Consider the following 13,071-nt stretch of genomic DNA (forward strand, 5'->3'; position numbering starts at 1 on the left):
CGTGCGGTGCCGGCCCGCAGCCCGGGCCGGTCACTGATTGTTCACGGCGCCGACATGCCGCAGTCACATGACGCTTCCATGATCGGGTGAACAACACTAGCGGGGTGACCATGAAAGTATCAGTGATCGGTGCGGGTTATGTGGGCCTGGTGACGGCAAGCTGTCTGGCCGACATGGGCCATGAGGTGGTCTGCATGGACAGCGACCCGCGGCGCGTGGAGCTGCTGCGCTCGGGCGTGGTGCCGATCTACGAGCCCGGGCTGGACGCCGTGATCCAGCGCAACACCCGCGACCAGCGCCTGTTCTTCACCACCCGCCTGCCCGATGCGCTGGAGGCCTGCGAGGTGCTGTTCATCGCCGTCGGCACACCGCCGAAGGAAGATGGCTCGGCCGATCTGGTCCACGTGCTGGCCGTGGCGCGCCAGGTGGGCCAGGCCATGTCGCGGCCCCTGGTCATCGTCAACAAATCCACGGTGCCCGTGGGCACGGCCGAGCGGGTCGAGGCGTTGATCACCGAAGCCCTGCAGGAGCGGGACCGCTCCGGACTGCCTTTCGCGGTGATCTCCAACCCCGAGTTCCTCAAGGAAGGTGCAGCCATCGACGACTTCATGCGTCCGGATCGCATCGTCATCGGCCTGCCCACCGGGGCCCCCGGCGAGATGGCGCGTGCCGCCATGACACGGCTCTACGCCTCGCTCAACCGCCACCACGAGCGCACGGTCTGGATGGACGTGCGCAGCGCCGAGCTCACCAAGTACGCCGCCAACGCCATGCTGGCCACGCGCATCTCCTTCATGAACGAGATGGCCAACCTGGCCGATCTGGTGGGCGCCGACGTGGACGCCATCCGCCGCGGCATCGGCAGCGACAGCCGCATCGGCCCGAGTTTCCTCTACGCGGGCACGGGTTACGGCGGCAGCTGTTTCCCCAAGGACACCCGCGCCCTGATGCAGACCGCGCAGCAGCACGGCAGCCAGATGCAGCTGGTGGACGCCACCGAGCGTGTCAACCAGGTGCAGCGCCAGGTGCTGTCGCGCCGTGTCATCGCGCATTTCGGCAGTGATCTGCACGGACGCCGTTTTGCCCTCTGGGGCCTGGCCTTCAAGCCGCAGACCGACGACATGCGCGAGGCGCCCAGCCGCCACCTGATCCGCCAGCTCATCCTGCGCGGCGCCGAGGTGGTGGCGCACGACCCCGTGGCCATGGAGGCGGCGCAGGCCGTGCTGGCCGAGGACCTGGCCGACATTCCGCAGGGACTCTCACGCCTCAAGCTCGTGGGTGACGCGAACGCCGCCCTGGACGGCGCCGACGCCCTGCTGGTGGTGACGGAGTGGAAGCTCTTCCACAACCCCGACTTCGACCTGATACGCCAGGCCCTGCGCCATCCGCTCATCATCGACGGCCGCAACCTCTACGACCCGCAGCAGCTGCAGGCGCTGGGCATCGCCTACCAGGGCATAGGCCGGCGCAATGCGCTGGCAGAACAGGCCATCGCCGGCGCGGTCGGCATGGAGAGCCTGGCCCGGCCCGCTGCGCCGGCCCGCGCCATGGTGCATGTCTAGGCAGTTACCGCGCGGCTTCGGGTGGCTCATGGCCACCCAGTTCCTTTCCTCGCTGGCCGACAACGCGCTGCTCATCGTCGCCATCGCCCACCTGCAGCACCTGGGCTCGCCGCTGTGGTGGGCGCCGCTGCTCAAGTTCGCCTTCACCCTGTCCTACGTCTTCCTGGCGCCCTTCATCGGCGCCCTGGCCGACGCCGTCTGCAAGCGCAGCCTGATGGCCTGGATGAACGCCCTCAAGCTGCTGGGCGCACTGGCCCTGCTGTATGGCGTGCATCCCATGCTGGCCTTTGCCCTGGTGGGCCTGGGTGCCTCGGCCTATGCGCCGGCCAAGTACGGGCTGCTGACCGAAAGCGTGCCACCGGCCGCGCTGGTGGCGGCCAATGGCTGGGTCGAATCGACGGTGGTGCTCTCCGTGCTGCTGGGCACGGTGCTGGGCGGCGTGCTGATCTCGCCGCTGTGGCTGGGCTCGGGCCCGGTTGGCTGGGCCACCACCCTGTGGCCGGTGGCGGCCGGCGCCTCCTCGCCCGCCCTGAACGTTTCCCTGCTGCTGGTCGTGTGCCTCTATGTCCTGTCCTCGCTGTGCAATCTGGCCATCGTGCCCAGCGGCCGGTCCTACCCGGCGCGTGACCGCGCGCCCGCGCGCATGCTGGCCGACTTCCGCCATGCCAACGCCTTGCTCTGGCGCGACCGCAGCGGCGGCCTGTCGCTGGCGGTCACCACCACCTTCTGGGGTATCGGGGCCATGCTGCAGTTCGCCGTGCTGCACTGGGGCGTGCAGGTGCTGGGCCTGAGCCTGGACCAGGCCGCCTACCTGCAGGCCATCGTCGCCGTCGGGGTGGTGGCGGGTGCGGTGCTGGTGGCCAGCCGCCTGCGCCTGCGCCATGCCACCAGTGTGCTGCCCCTGGGCCTGCTCATGGGCGGCTTGATGGCGCTCTCCGTCTGGGTGCCGGACTGGACCTGGGCCGTGCCCTCGCTGCTGATGGTGGGTGCGCTGGGCGGCATGCTGGTGGTGCCCATGAACGCCCTGCTGCAGCACCGCGGCCACCGCCTGCTGACGGCGGGCCAGTCGATCGCCGTGCAGGGCTTCAACGAGAACCTCAGTGTCCTCGTCATGCTGGGGCTCTACGCCGGGCTGATCGCCCTGCAGGTACCGGTGCAACTCGTCATGGTGCTGGCCGGCCTGGGGTTGGCGGTCTTCATCGGGCGCAATCTCTGGCGTCGTCGCGGTGCGCGCGGGCGCCGTTCGCTGTTAGGCCATCTGCTGCGGCGCGATTGAGGGCAGGCGCTCGTTGCCGGCCATGCTGCCGGCGATGGCCAGCTTCATGACACTCTCGATCTGCCCCACGATGCCGGCCCAGTCGTTCTGCCGTGCCGCGTCGCGTGCGGCGGCGCGCAGGCGCTGCCTCAGGCCGGCATCCTGGGCCAGTTCGGCGACCTGGCGTACAAAAGCTTCCTCGTCGTCCATAACGGCCAGCAGGCCGCTGCGACCCGGTGTGATGTTTTCCGAAGCGGCCGCGTAGTCATAGGCCAGCACGGCCAGGCCGCTGGCCATGGCTTCCAGCACCACATTGCCGAAAGTCTCGGTCTGGCTGGGGAAACCGAAGATGTCGGCGCTGGCGTAGTGCCGTGCCAGTTCCAGCCGGTCCAGCTGGCCCGTGAGGATGGCGTCGGGCGCCAGGGCCTGCAGCTCGGCGCGCATGGGGCCGTCACCCACGAGGACCAGCTTCAGCTCGGGCTGCACCAGCCTGGCCTGGGCATAGGCGCGCACCAGCAGCGGCAGGTTTTTCTCGCGTGCCAGACGGCCCACACAGAGCAGCACGGGGGTGTCGGGCCCTACGCCCCAGGTCGCGCGCAGCGCCTCGTCACGGCGGGCCGGGTCGAAGATGCCGGTGTCCACGCCGCGCGCCACCACCTGCAGGCGTTCGAAGCCGGCTTCGTTCAGCCGTTCGGCCAGGCCGCGTGTGGGCACCATGGTGCACAGGGTCTGGTTATGGAAACGCCGCAGGTAGGCCATGATGGGCTTGCTCAGCCAGCCCATGCCGTAGTGGCTGCTGTAGGCGTGGAAATTGGTGCGGAAGTCCGAGGTGACGGGGATGCGCAGCTTGCGCGCCACACGCAGCGCCGACCAGCCCAGCGGCCCTTCGGTGGCGATGTGCACCAGGTCCGGCCGCTTGAGCGTCCACAGCGGTTCCAGCTGGCGGCGCGAAGGCAGGCCCAGCTGCAGGTGCGGGTAACGCGGGATGGCCATGCCGCGCATCAGCACGTCGCCCGAAGCACCCGGCGGGGCTTCGCTGGCCTGGCGTGGGCGCACCAGTTGCACCTGGTGGCCGCGCTCGCGCAGGCCCTCGACCACGCGCTGCAGCGTGAGGGCCACGCCGTTGATCTCCGGCGGGTAGGTCTCGGTGACGACGGCGATGCGCAGATGGGTCTGCGCCGGTGGCAGGTCTTCGACCAGGATGTCGGTGGTGTCGGGTTTCATGCGCCCATCTTGCGTCGCGTTTATCTCAGTTCGATGACAGCGTGGTATCGCGGCGTCGCAGGCCTGTGAAATTTTGATGACGAGTCACCGACTGTCATCGTTCTTTCATGTGCTGGCCCGACCATGCCCCCAGGCGCAGCCTTGCTGCCCTTCCGTTTTCACGACACACCAAGGAGTCTTTGTGAGCCAATTCCTGCAAGCCCTCAAGGTCCAGCGCTGGGACGACCACCGCTACTACCACCACAGCCGCATCAACCAGTCCCTGCACCTGTTGAGCGCCATCTCCTTCCTGGTGGCCTATGCCTTCCTCTTCATCCAGCCGCCGGTGGCCGCGCTCATCGCCTGGCTGGTTTCCATGGTCTCGCGCCAGTCGGGCCACTTCTTCTTCGAGCCCAAGGGCTACGACGAGGTGAACCAGGCCACGCACGAGTACAAGGAAGAGATCAAGGTGGGCTACAACCTGCAGCGCAAGGTGGTGCTCATGGCCGTCTGGGCCGGCCTGCCCGTGGTGCTCTGGCTGCAGCCGGACTTCTTCGGCCTGCTGGAGGCGCACACCCAGCCCAGCGGCTACGTGCTCAACGTCGGCTGGCTCTGGCTCTGGCTGGGTGTGGGCGGTCTGGCCTTCCGCGTGCTGCAACTGGCCGTGAGCCAGAGCCTTTACACCGGCATCGTCTGGGCCACCAAGATCATCACCGACCCCTTCCACGACATCCTGCTCTACTGGAAGTCGCCGCTGTACCTGCTGCAGGGCGAACTGATCGCCAAGCCCGAGTACCTGCTCGAGGAACGTGCCGAGCACGAGGCCGAACTGGCCCGCCAGCAGGGCTGAAACCTTGAACCTGGTGCGGTGTCCCCGCACCAGGTTCTTGTCTCGTCCTCAGCGCCGCCACAGATGGCGCAGCATCTCCCGCAACAGCCCGCGCTTGATGGACTTGTTCGTCTGGCCCGGCGCCTGCCACCACCAGCCGTCCTGCTGCATCTGGCGGGCAGCTGCCACACAACGTTCCAGCATGTCTTCGAAATCGGCATCCGTGAAGTTCAGGCTGAAGATGAAACGGCCCGTGCCCACCCAGCTCAGGGCCAGGCCATGATCGCGCAGGTAGTACTGCAGCATCCAGTTGTAGCGCGAGGGGCGGGTGTAGCTCAGCGTCCAGACGCTGCTCATGTTCGCCGCTTGCAGGGGCAGGCCCTCGGCCAGCATGCGGTTGTTGAAGCGTTCGCGCCGTCCGTCCCAGGTGCTGTCCAGATCCTGATAGATCGCGCCCACCTCGGGTGTATCCAGCCGGCGCAGGAACTCGTTCATGGCCCCCATCACATAGGGGTGGGCGTTGAAGGTTCCGCGCGCAAAGCAGATGTCAGCGGGTTTGTCCTCGCGGAAGCGCTGCATCAGCGCCTTCTTGCCGCAGACCACACCCACCGGCAGGCCGCCGCCCAGGGTCTTGCCGTAGGTGACCAGATCGGCCTTGACGCCAAAGTATTCCTGCGCGCCGCGCGCCGCCAGGCGGAAACCCAGAAACACCTCGTCGAAGATCAGCACGATGCCGCGCTCGGTGCAGACCTCGCGCAGCTGCTGCAGCCAGCGCGTGTAGGCCGCCCGGTCGTAGCCCGCGCTGCGGCTGCTGTCCAGCAAAGTGGAATCACCGGGTGCGTTCTTGTTGGGGTGCAGGGCCTGCAGGGGGTTGATGAGCACGCAGGCGATGTCGCGGCGCGTGCGCAGCACCTTGAGGGATGCTTCATGCATGTCGCGCAGGGTGTAGGTCTCGCGCGGGGGCAGGGGGTTGCCCGGGCCGGGTTGTACGTCTTCCCACCAGCCGTGATAGGCGCCGCAAAAACGCACCAGGTGGCGTTTGCCCGTGTGGTAACGCGCCAGGCGCACGGCCTGCATCACGGCCTCGGTGCCGCTCATGTGGAAAGACACGGCGTCCAGCCCGCTGATCTGCTGCAGCCGCGTCACGTTGTCAGCCACGCAGGGGTGGTAGGCGCCGAGCACGGGGCCCAGGTCCTGCGCAATGCGCGCACCCGCCGCGATGCAGGACTTGTAGAAGTCCATGCCCATGACGTTCACGCCGTAGGAGCCGGTGAGGTCGATGTAGCGGTTGCCGTCGATGTCCGTCACGCTCACGCCCTCGCTGGCCTGCACAAAACCGCCTACCTGCAGGTGCTGGCGCAGGTAAGGGCTGAACTGGTAGGGCACACGGTAGGCGCCGGTGAAACGCAGGTCCGGCAGGCCCTCGCGCGCCTCCTTGGTCATCGCGACAGACAAAGGCGCCTTGGCCTGCAAGCGGCCGGCCAGCGCCAGAAAGCTGGCGCGGCGCTGCTGCGCCACCGTGTCGGGCGCGCCGTCGCAGGCGTAGAAGGTGGCCTCGTCATAGGCGTAACCCGGGATCCAGCGCGCCAGCCGCTTGGCCATGCGCGAATGCCCGGCCAGGGACGGGTGCTTGGCGCGCGAGAGTTCGAGCCGGCGTTTGAGCCAGGGCAGTGTGGCACCGGCAGCGCCGGCGATCCAGGCAAGTTCGTAAGTCATGGTCTTTCGGTTTCCTTTTGGGCCGCCGTGTGTAACGACGATGACTCTTTGTATTCAAACCATTTGACAGCCTTGTGAAAACCAGATGACATTCAAAACATTCCGCGATCGCCTCCTGCAGCAGGAAGGCCTGAACTTCGTGCTTACCAACCGCCTGCCCCGCGTGGCGCTGACCCGCTTCATGGGCCGTTTCAGCAAGATCCGCCAGCCACTGGTGCGTGATGCCTCCATTGCTCTGTTCAAGTTCTTCGGCGACCTGGACCTGAGCGAGGCGAAAAAACAGAGCTTCGACAGCCTGCACGACTGTTTTGTACGTGAACTCAAGGACGGTGCCCGGCCCTTCAACGCCGATCCCCGGGTGGTGTGTAGCCCCAGCGACGGCATCGTGGGCGGCCATGGCCGTATCGAAGGCGACGAACTGCTGCAGATCAAGGGCATGCCCTACAGCCTCACCGAGCTGCTGGGCAGCAAGGAACTGGCCGCGCAGCACCAGGGCGGCAGCTACGTCACTCTGCGCCTGCGCGCCAGCATGTACCACCGCTTCCATGCGCCGACCGATTGCACCGTGAAACGCGTCACGCACATCCAGGGCGATATGTGGAACGTCAACCCCATCGCGCTCAAGCGCGTGCCCAGCCTCTACTGCCGCAACGACCGTGCCGTGATTGAGGCTGAGTTGCCTTCAGGCCAGGCGCTGACCATCGTCCCCGTGGGTGCCATCCTGGTGGCCAGCGTACGCCTGCATTTCCTGGACCTGAACCTGCACCATGACTACCGGGGCGAGCAGGTGATCGATTGCGATGCGACCCTGAAGCGAGGGCAGGAGATGGGCTGGTTCGAACACGGCTCGACCATCGTGGTGCTGGCGCCGAAGGGGATGGAGTTGGTGGAGGGCCTGGAGACGGGAACGGAGGTGAGGGCGGGACAGGCCTTGCTGCGGCGGGTTTGAGGAGGTTCCGGCCGCTGTCCGAGTACTGCCTAGTATGACGGCAACGTTACATTGCGGGGTTTCGCGGTTTGTTCGTCGCGTTGCCCTGCGCTATAGTCGCCAAAATGGGGTTTGAATTTCCTATGCCCCGATGAACTCTTGGGTCAACCCGATGATTCACCAATACATTCGAATCTTCTGCCTCGGATTGCTTCTCAGCCCACTGTCTGCCCTCGCCACTGACGTACAGCTGCTTTGCACGAAGACAAGCGGCCGCGGGATCTCCGAGTGGGTTGTCCGCATCTGGCTCTCCGATCGGTTGATGGTGGTCAATGACGTTGAATTGACGGGATACGATGTCGTCGGTTCGGAGATCATTGCCCACGACGAACGGGGCCGAGGAGTCACCACCTACAGTGTGAACAGGGTGAGCATGAGCTTCAACGTGATCTATGGCGTCAATCGCAACGGATTCGACGAAGCAAAGGGCACATGCCGGAAGGCAGAAAACAAGTTCTGATTCTCTGCCGTTCAAAACCGGGTGTTGCTTTCCATCGCTGAGGTTCGGAAGCGGTTATGTCTTTGTTCTGGGTGGTCTGCAGTGTGGTGGCCCAGCTGGGCTTGGCCATGTTGCTGTTTTGCTGGTGGCGTTCTCTGGTGGCGGGATCGCCAACCAGGACAACATCAGCAAAAATGTGATCCTGCTGCTCGACGTATTGCTGTATGTTTCGCCCCTCCTGTGTTTCATCAGCGCAGGTCTGATGATCCACGGGTATCTGTCGGGCGCATCGGCGTGCACCTACGGGTGGCATCTGCTGCCCCTGCCAACGGCCATCGCCTACCTGGTGTTTGCGATCTCGCTGAGCGGGTCTTCGGGGCGGTGAGTCCCTGTATCGCGAAGTGCGGGTTTTGCCTCGCATCGTGAGTCGCTACTAGACTGCAGCGCCCCCATTTCCTGACGGCTTTCTCTATGACCTTATCCCCTACCTCTTTGCCGCGCCGTCGCCTGCTGGCCATGTTGACGGCCATGGCAGCCGCCGCCATTTTGATTCCCGCCTGCAGCAAGCGCACCCCCAAGGCCCAGTCACTGCCCGCAGGCAGCACCGTGCTGACCCTTGGCGATTCGCTGACCTCCGGCGTCGGTGCCACGCCAGACACGGCTTACCCCGCAGTGCTCCAGTCCCTCACGGGCTGGCAGGTGGTGAACGGCGGCGTCTCGGGCGACACCACAGCCCAGGCGCTGGCACGACTGCCTGGCCTGCTGCAGGAGCACCAGCCCGCGCTGGTCATCGTGAGCATCGGCGGCAATGACTTGCTGCGCCAGATGAGCGCGGCCGGGGCCAAGGAAACGATCCGAGAGATCAGCCGAACCGCCAGCGCCAGTGGTGCCCAGGTGCTGCTGGTGGCGGTGCCCCAGGTCTCGCTGCTGGCGGCCGGCACGGGTAGCCTGAAAGACCACCCGCTGTACGCCGAACTGGCGGAGGAATTGAAACTGCCGCTGCACGCGGACGGCTGGGCCAGCGTGCTGTCCCAGCCCGGCCTGCGCGCCGACACCGTGCACGCCAACGCCCAAGGTTATCGCCAGTTCGCGCAAGGGCTGGCGCAGGCGCTGCGCCAAGTCGGGTGGCTGGTTTGACGGCAGGGGGTGCGGTTCAGCCCGCGCACTCCACCCGCAAGGCCCACGCCGTCTTCTGCCAGGCCTGCACTTCCTCCATCAGCAGGTAAGCCGACTGCGGGTACTTGGCGACCCAGTCGGTGCGGCAGTCGAGCTGCACCGCATGCCCGCCATCCCACTCGATCCGCAGGCCCTGCAGGTCCGGGTCGCGCCGGGCGTGGCAGAGGATGACGGCCAGGCGCAGGGCCAGCAGCTGCAGCACGAAGGCTGCGTCGTCGAACGCCAGGTCCAGCTTGCGCAGCTTGCCGCGGTGGCCCAGCACGAGCTGGCCCAGGCGGTGCAGTTCGTTCATAGTGAAACCGGCGGCGTCGGCGTTGTCCAGGATGTAGGCGCCGTGCTTGTGGTAGTCGCTGTGCGAGATGGCGCTGCCGATCTCATGCAGCTGCGCGGCCCAGCCCAGCTTGCGCAGGGCGCGTTCCAGTTCCTCGGGTTCGCCCGGGCCGGCCAGCTGGCGCAGCAGGTGGTGCGCCACCTTGCGCACGCGCTGGGCCTGGGTCGGGTCGGCGTTGAAGTTGCGCGCCAGGCGCAGCACGCTGGTACTGCGCTGGTCGCTCTGTTCGTGCTCGCGATCCAGCAGGTCGTACAGGGCACCGTGGCGCAGCGCGCCCTGGGCCACGTGCATTTCCTCGATGCCCAGCAGCGAGAAGAGGGCGCGCAGCACGCTGACACCGCCGCCGATGACGGCGCGCCGGTCGTCCTTCATGCCGTCGATGCGCAGGCGCTCGGCGCTGCCGGCCTTGAGCAGGCGCTCCAGCAGCCAGTCCAGGCCCTCCTGCGTGATCAGGCCCTCGGCCCAGCCGGCGGCCTGCAGCACGTCGCCCACGGCGCCCACCGTGCCGGAGGAGCCGTAGGCCACATCCCAGTCTTCGCGGCGGCAACTGGTGAGGGCTTCATCGAGCACGGCCTGGGCCGCCACCTCGGCGGTCTCGAAGGCCTCGGCGCTGAAAACGCCTGCGGGGAAATAACGCATGGACCAGGCCACGCTGCCCACACGGTAGGAGTCCATGAAACGCGGGCGGTAACCCTGGCCCAGGATGAGTTCGGTGGAGCGCCCGCCGATGTCCACCACCAGGCGGCGCTCGTCGGATTGCGGCAGCAGGTGGGCCACGCCCTGGTAGATCAGGCGCGCTTCCTCGCGGCCGGAGATGACGTCGATGGGAAAACCCAGGATCTTCTGGGCGCGCTCCAAGAAGACCTCGCGGTTGCGCGCTTCGCGCAGGGTCTGGGTGGCGACGGCGCGCACCTGGATTTTCCTGAAACCGGCCAGGCGTTCGGCAAAACGGCCCAGGCAGTCCCAGCCGCGCTGCATGGCTTCTTCGCCCAGGTTGCGGTCTTCATCCAGGCCGTTGCCCTGGCGCACGGTTTCCTTGAGGTATTCGCGGCGCTTGAGCAGGCCGTGGTCGAGTTGTGCGATTTCAAGCCGGAAGCTGTTGGAGCCCAGGTCGATGGCGGCGAGTTCGGTTCCGTTTTTCATGCGCGAGGCTTTTGGGGACGCAGGGATCGTACCTTGTCCCGGGTCATCCCAGGATACGGCCGTTGGCGCCCAGCATGCTTTGTGTCACGTAGGCGCTGGTACGCCGCTGCGACTGGAAGCTGATGCGAAAGCCGGCCAGGTCCAGCACGCTGCGCTTCTGGAAGGCCTGCAGCACCTGGGCCCGTGTGGCCGCGGGCTCCAGGCCCAGCAGCACCTCTTGGGCATAACGCGCTGCAATGTAGCCGGCCAGGCTCTGGGGGGTGGGCGGTTCGTCGAACAGGCGCGTCAGCGTTTCGCGGTAGGCGCGCACGATGGGCAGGCTGGAGGTGACCATGGGCACGACCTGGGTGGCCATGACGGGGGTGTTGCGCGACTGGCCCAGCTGGTTGAGGGTCTGCAGGTTGACGTCGGCCAGGCCGATGACGTAACGCTGGCGGTCCTGCTGTTCCAGTCCCAGGGTGAACTGGGCCAGCTCCGGCGTGCCGCCGATGAAGAGCAGGATGGCCGGGGTCTGCGGCGTGAGCCTGCGGCCCAGTTGCTGCAGGGGCCCATTGGGGGCGTAGGGGGCGAGCCGCAAGCCGAGGTCACGGGCAATGCGGCTGACTTCCGGGTGGTAGAGCACCTGCTCCGGGGCCGAGGCGTAGACCACCCCCAGCTCGGCCACGCCGATCACCGACAGCGAGCGCAGGGCGTGGGCGATCTGCTCCTGGCGGGAGGCAAAGATGGGAAAGGTCCGCTCGGCGCCGGCGATCACGTCCTGATGCAGCCAGGGCGCGACGTGGGCGATGTCCAGCGCCTCCTGGCCCAGCAGTTGGACCAGGCTGGCCGCGGTGCGGTCGCCGGCCGTGCCGCACAAGGCCAGGCACTGGGGGCTGGCACGCACGCTGTCCAGGGCCTGGCGCAGGCTGGCCGGGCTGCCATCGACCTCCAGCACGGTGTGCTGGACGGGGCGGCCGCGCATGCCGCCGCGGGCATTGAAGTCCTGCCAGGCGGCGCGCGAACCGATCAGGAAGTCGCGCGAGACGTCCAGCTGGCTGGCCGAAATATCCACGATCTGGACGATTTCCGGGGCGCGGGGGGAGGGCGTGGCGACTTTCTGGGCCTGGACGGGCAGCGCGGGCAGCAGGGCGCCGAGCGTGGCGCCGAGCAGGAGCCGGCGCCGTGGCGGGCAGGTGGGTGAGGGCATCGTGTTTGGCAGAGGGGAAAGCGGCCCAGCTTAGGCAGGCCTCATGACTTTTTCGCGAATACTTCATGTCTTTTTCATGACAGAATTGCGAATGCGCCAGCTTGGGGTTGTTGCAGTTGATGTCACACGGTTGACATAAAAGCTTCTTAAAGTTTGCCCATCTCCAACCAACCCTTTAGGAGCTTTTGATGACAACGACTTTCAAGCAAGCCCTGCTCAGCCTGTCGGCTGTGGCCCTGCTGGCCGGTAGCAGCCTGGCTTCCGCCCAGGACGTGACCGGTGCCGGCGCCAGCTTCCCGGCGCCTGTCTACGCCAAGTGGGCTTCCGAGTACAACAAGGCCACCGGCATCAAGATCAACTACCAGTCGGTCGGCTCCGGTGCCGGCATCCGCCAGATCGACGCCAAGACCGTTGATTTCGGCGCCTCCGACATGCCGCTGACCGACGACGTGCTGGCCAAGAAGGGCCAGATGCAGTTCCCCACCGTCATGGGCGGTACCGTGGCCGTGGTGAACATCAAGGGCATCGCCCCGGGCCAGCTCAAGCTGACCGGCACGGTGCTGGCTGACATCTACCTGGGCAAGATCACCAAGTGGAACGACAAGGCCATCACCAGCCTGAACCCCGGCGTGGACCTGCCTGACGCCGCCATCGCCCCGGTGCGCCGCGCCGACGGTTCCGGCACCACCTTCGGTTTCACCAACTACCTGAGCCAGGTCAGCCCCGAGTGGAAGGAAAAGGTCGGTGAAGGCACCGCCGTGAACTGGCCAGTGGGCGCCGGCGGCAAGGGCAACGAGGGCGTCTCCGCCTTCGTCGGCCGTCTGCCCAACTCCATCGGTTACGTCGAGTTCGCCTACGCCAAGCAGAACAAGATGGCGCACACCCAGCTGCAGAACCGCGATGGCGTGTTCGTCCAGCCCAGCGACGACAGCTTCAAGGCTGCCGCTGCCGGCGCCGACTGGGACAAGACCTTCTTCCAGATCCTGGGCAACAAGCCGGGCAAGAATGCCTGGCCCATCACCAGCGCCACCTTCATCCTGATGCACAAGGTGCAGGACAAGCCGGCCAATGCCGCCCAGACCCTGAAGTTCTTCCAGTGGGTCTACAAGAACGGCGACACCATGGCCAGCGACCTGGAATATGTGCCCATGCCCGCCAGCGTGAAGGCCGCCATCGAGAAGTCCTGGAGCCAGATCAAGGACGCCTCGGGCAAGCCCGTCGCCTATAAGTAAGCAGAGAGAAA

Annotated in this window: 12 protein-coding genes; 8 read left to right on the top strand and 4 right to left on the bottom strand. The window is 66.5% G+C overall.

What is annotated here, in order from left to right:
* Positions 1-110 precede the first annotated feature (110 nt).
* Together HTY51_RS05895 and lplT are read left to right on the top strand one after the other, a co-directional pair.
* Positions 111-1,562 (top strand): UDP-glucose/GDP-mannose dehydrogenase family protein, encoded by a 1,452-nt coding sequence (locus tag HTY51_RS05895; RefSeq protein WP_174251860.1) that lies wholly within the window; start codon positions 111-113, stop codon positions 1,560-1,562.
* Positions 1,563-1,590: 28 nt separating this feature from the next.
* Complete coding sequence (lplT, locus tag HTY51_RS05900; RefSeq protein WP_174251861.1) at positions 1,591-2,838, top strand: lysophospholipid transporter LplT; 1,248 nt, start codon at positions 1,591-1,593, stop codon at positions 2,836-2,838.
* Here lplT and HTY51_RS05905 read toward each other — a convergent pair.
* Positions 2,812-4,041: a glycosyltransferase family 1 protein gene (locus tag HTY51_RS05905; protein WP_174251862.1), complete on the bottom strand. Its 1,230-nt coding sequence runs from the start codon at positions 4,039-4,041 to the stop codon at positions 2,812-2,814. The genes lplT and HTY51_RS05905 overlap by 27 nt on opposite strands.
* Positions 4,042-4,222: 181 nt before the next feature.
* Between HTY51_RS05905 and HTY51_RS05910 the strand changes: the two genes are divergently transcribed.
* Positions 4,223-4,870 (top strand): hypothetical protein, encoded by a 648-nt coding sequence (locus HTY51_RS05910; protein ID WP_174251863.1) that lies wholly within the window; start codon positions 4,223-4,225, stop codon positions 4,868-4,870.
* Between the two features lie 48 nt (positions 4,871-4,918).
* On the opposite strand, the gene HTY51_RS05915 is transcribed toward HTY51_RS05910, so the two are convergent.
* Positions 4,919-6,565, bottom strand: coding sequence for an aminotransferase class III-fold pyridoxal phosphate-dependent enzyme (locus HTY51_RS05915; RefSeq protein WP_174251864.1), 1,647 nt, complete (start codon positions 6,563-6,565; stop codon positions 4,919-4,921).
* 85 nt (positions 6,566-6,650) lie between these two features.
* On the opposite strand from HTY51_RS05915, the gene asd reads away from it, so the two are divergent.
* The 4 genes from asd to HTY51_RS05935 all read left to right on the top strand — a co-directional run bounded on the left by asd (position 6,651) and on the right by HTY51_RS05935 (position 9,129).
* Complete coding sequence (gene asd / locus HTY51_RS05920; RefSeq protein ID WP_174251865.1) at positions 6,651-7,514, top strand: archaetidylserine decarboxylase; 864 nt, start codon at positions 6,651-6,653, stop codon at positions 7,512-7,514.
* A 151-nt stretch (positions 7,515-7,665) separates the two neighbouring features.
* Complete coding sequence (locus HTY51_RS05925; RefSeq protein WP_174251866.1) at positions 7,666-8,013, top strand: hypothetical protein; 348 nt, start codon at positions 7,666-7,668, stop codon at positions 8,011-8,013.
* 118 nt (positions 8,014-8,131) lie between these two features.
* On the top strand, positions 8,132-8,377 hold the full coding sequence (locus tag HTY51_RS05930) for a hypothetical protein (RefSeq protein ID WP_174251867.1): 246 nt from the start codon (positions 8,132-8,134) through the stop codon (positions 8,375-8,377).
* 86 nt (positions 8,378-8,463) lie between these two features.
* Positions 8,464-9,129, top strand: coding sequence for a GDSL-type esterase/lipase family protein (locus HTY51_RS05935; protein WP_217448248.1), 666 nt, complete (start codon positions 8,464-8,466; stop codon positions 9,127-9,129).
* A 16-nt stretch (positions 9,130-9,145) separates the two neighbouring features.
* Here the strand turns inward: HTY51_RS05935 and ppx are convergent, their stop codons facing one another.
* Positions 9,146-10,642 carry an exopolyphosphatase gene (gene ppx / locus HTY51_RS05940; protein ID WP_174251868.1) on the bottom strand — a complete coding sequence of 499 codons (1,497 nt, stop codon included), beginning with the start codon at positions 10,640-10,642 and terminating at the stop codon, positions 9,146-9,148.
* Positions 10,643-10,685: 43 nt separating this feature from the next.
* Positions 10,686-11,828 carry an ABC transporter substrate-binding protein gene (locus tag HTY51_RS05945; protein WP_174251869.1) on the bottom strand — a complete coding sequence of 381 codons (1,143 nt, stop codon included), beginning with the start codon at positions 11,826-11,828 and terminating at the stop codon, positions 10,686-10,688.
* 188 nt (positions 11,829-12,016) lie between these two features.
* Here HTY51_RS05945 and pstS point away from each other — a divergent pair, with 188 nt between their 5' ends.
* Complete coding sequence (pstS, locus tag HTY51_RS05950; RefSeq protein ID WP_174251870.1) at positions 12,017-13,060, top strand: phosphate ABC transporter substrate-binding protein PstS; 1,044 nt, start codon at positions 12,017-12,019, stop codon at positions 13,058-13,060.
* Positions 13,061-13,071: the final 11 nt, after the last annotated feature.

The sequence above is a fragment of the Rhodoferax sp. BAB1 genome (assembly GCF_013334205.1).
Lineage (GTDB): Bacteria > Pseudomonadota > Gammaproteobacteria > Burkholderiales > Burkholderiaceae_C > Hylemonella.

Excerpts from the sequence above, each read along its gene's own strand:
- HTY51_RS05935 (WP_217448248.1), top strand. The coding sequence starts at position 8,464 with ATGACCTTATCCCCTACCTCTTTGCCGCGCCGTCGCCTGCTGGCCATG.
- pstS (WP_174251870.1), top strand. The coding sequence starts at position 12,017 with ATGACAACGACTTTCAAGCAAGCCCTGCTCAGCCTGTCGGCTGTGGCC.
- HTY51_RS05925 (WP_174251866.1), top strand. The coding sequence starts at position 7,666 with ATGATTCACCAATACATTCGAATCTTCTGCCTCGGATTGCTTCTCAGC.
- ppx (WP_174251868.1), bottom strand. The coding sequence starts at position 10,642 with ATGAAAAACGGAACCGAACTCGCCGCCATCGACCTGGGCTCCAACAGC.
- HTY51_RS05915 (WP_174251864.1), bottom strand. The coding sequence starts at position 6,565 with ATGACTTACGAACTTGCCTGGATCGCCGGCGCTGCCGGTGCCACACTG.
- HTY51_RS05945 (WP_174251869.1), bottom strand. The coding sequence starts at position 11,828 with ATGCCCTCACCCACCTGCCCGCCACGGCGCCGGCTCCTGCTCGGCGCC.
- HTY51_RS05905 (WP_174251862.1), bottom strand. The coding sequence starts at position 4,041 with ATGAAACCCGACACCACCGACATCCTGGTCGAAGACCTGCCACCGGCG.
- asd (WP_174251865.1), top strand. The coding sequence starts at position 6,651 with ATGACATTCAAAACATTCCGCGATCGCCTCCTGCAGCAGGAAGGCCTG.
- lplT (WP_174251861.1), top strand. The coding sequence starts at position 1,591 with ATGGCCACCCAGTTCCTTTCCTCGCTGGCCGACAACGCGCTGCTCATC.
- HTY51_RS05895 (WP_174251860.1), top strand. The coding sequence starts at position 111 with ATGAAAGTATCAGTGATCGGTGCGGGTTATGTGGGCCTGGTGACGGCA.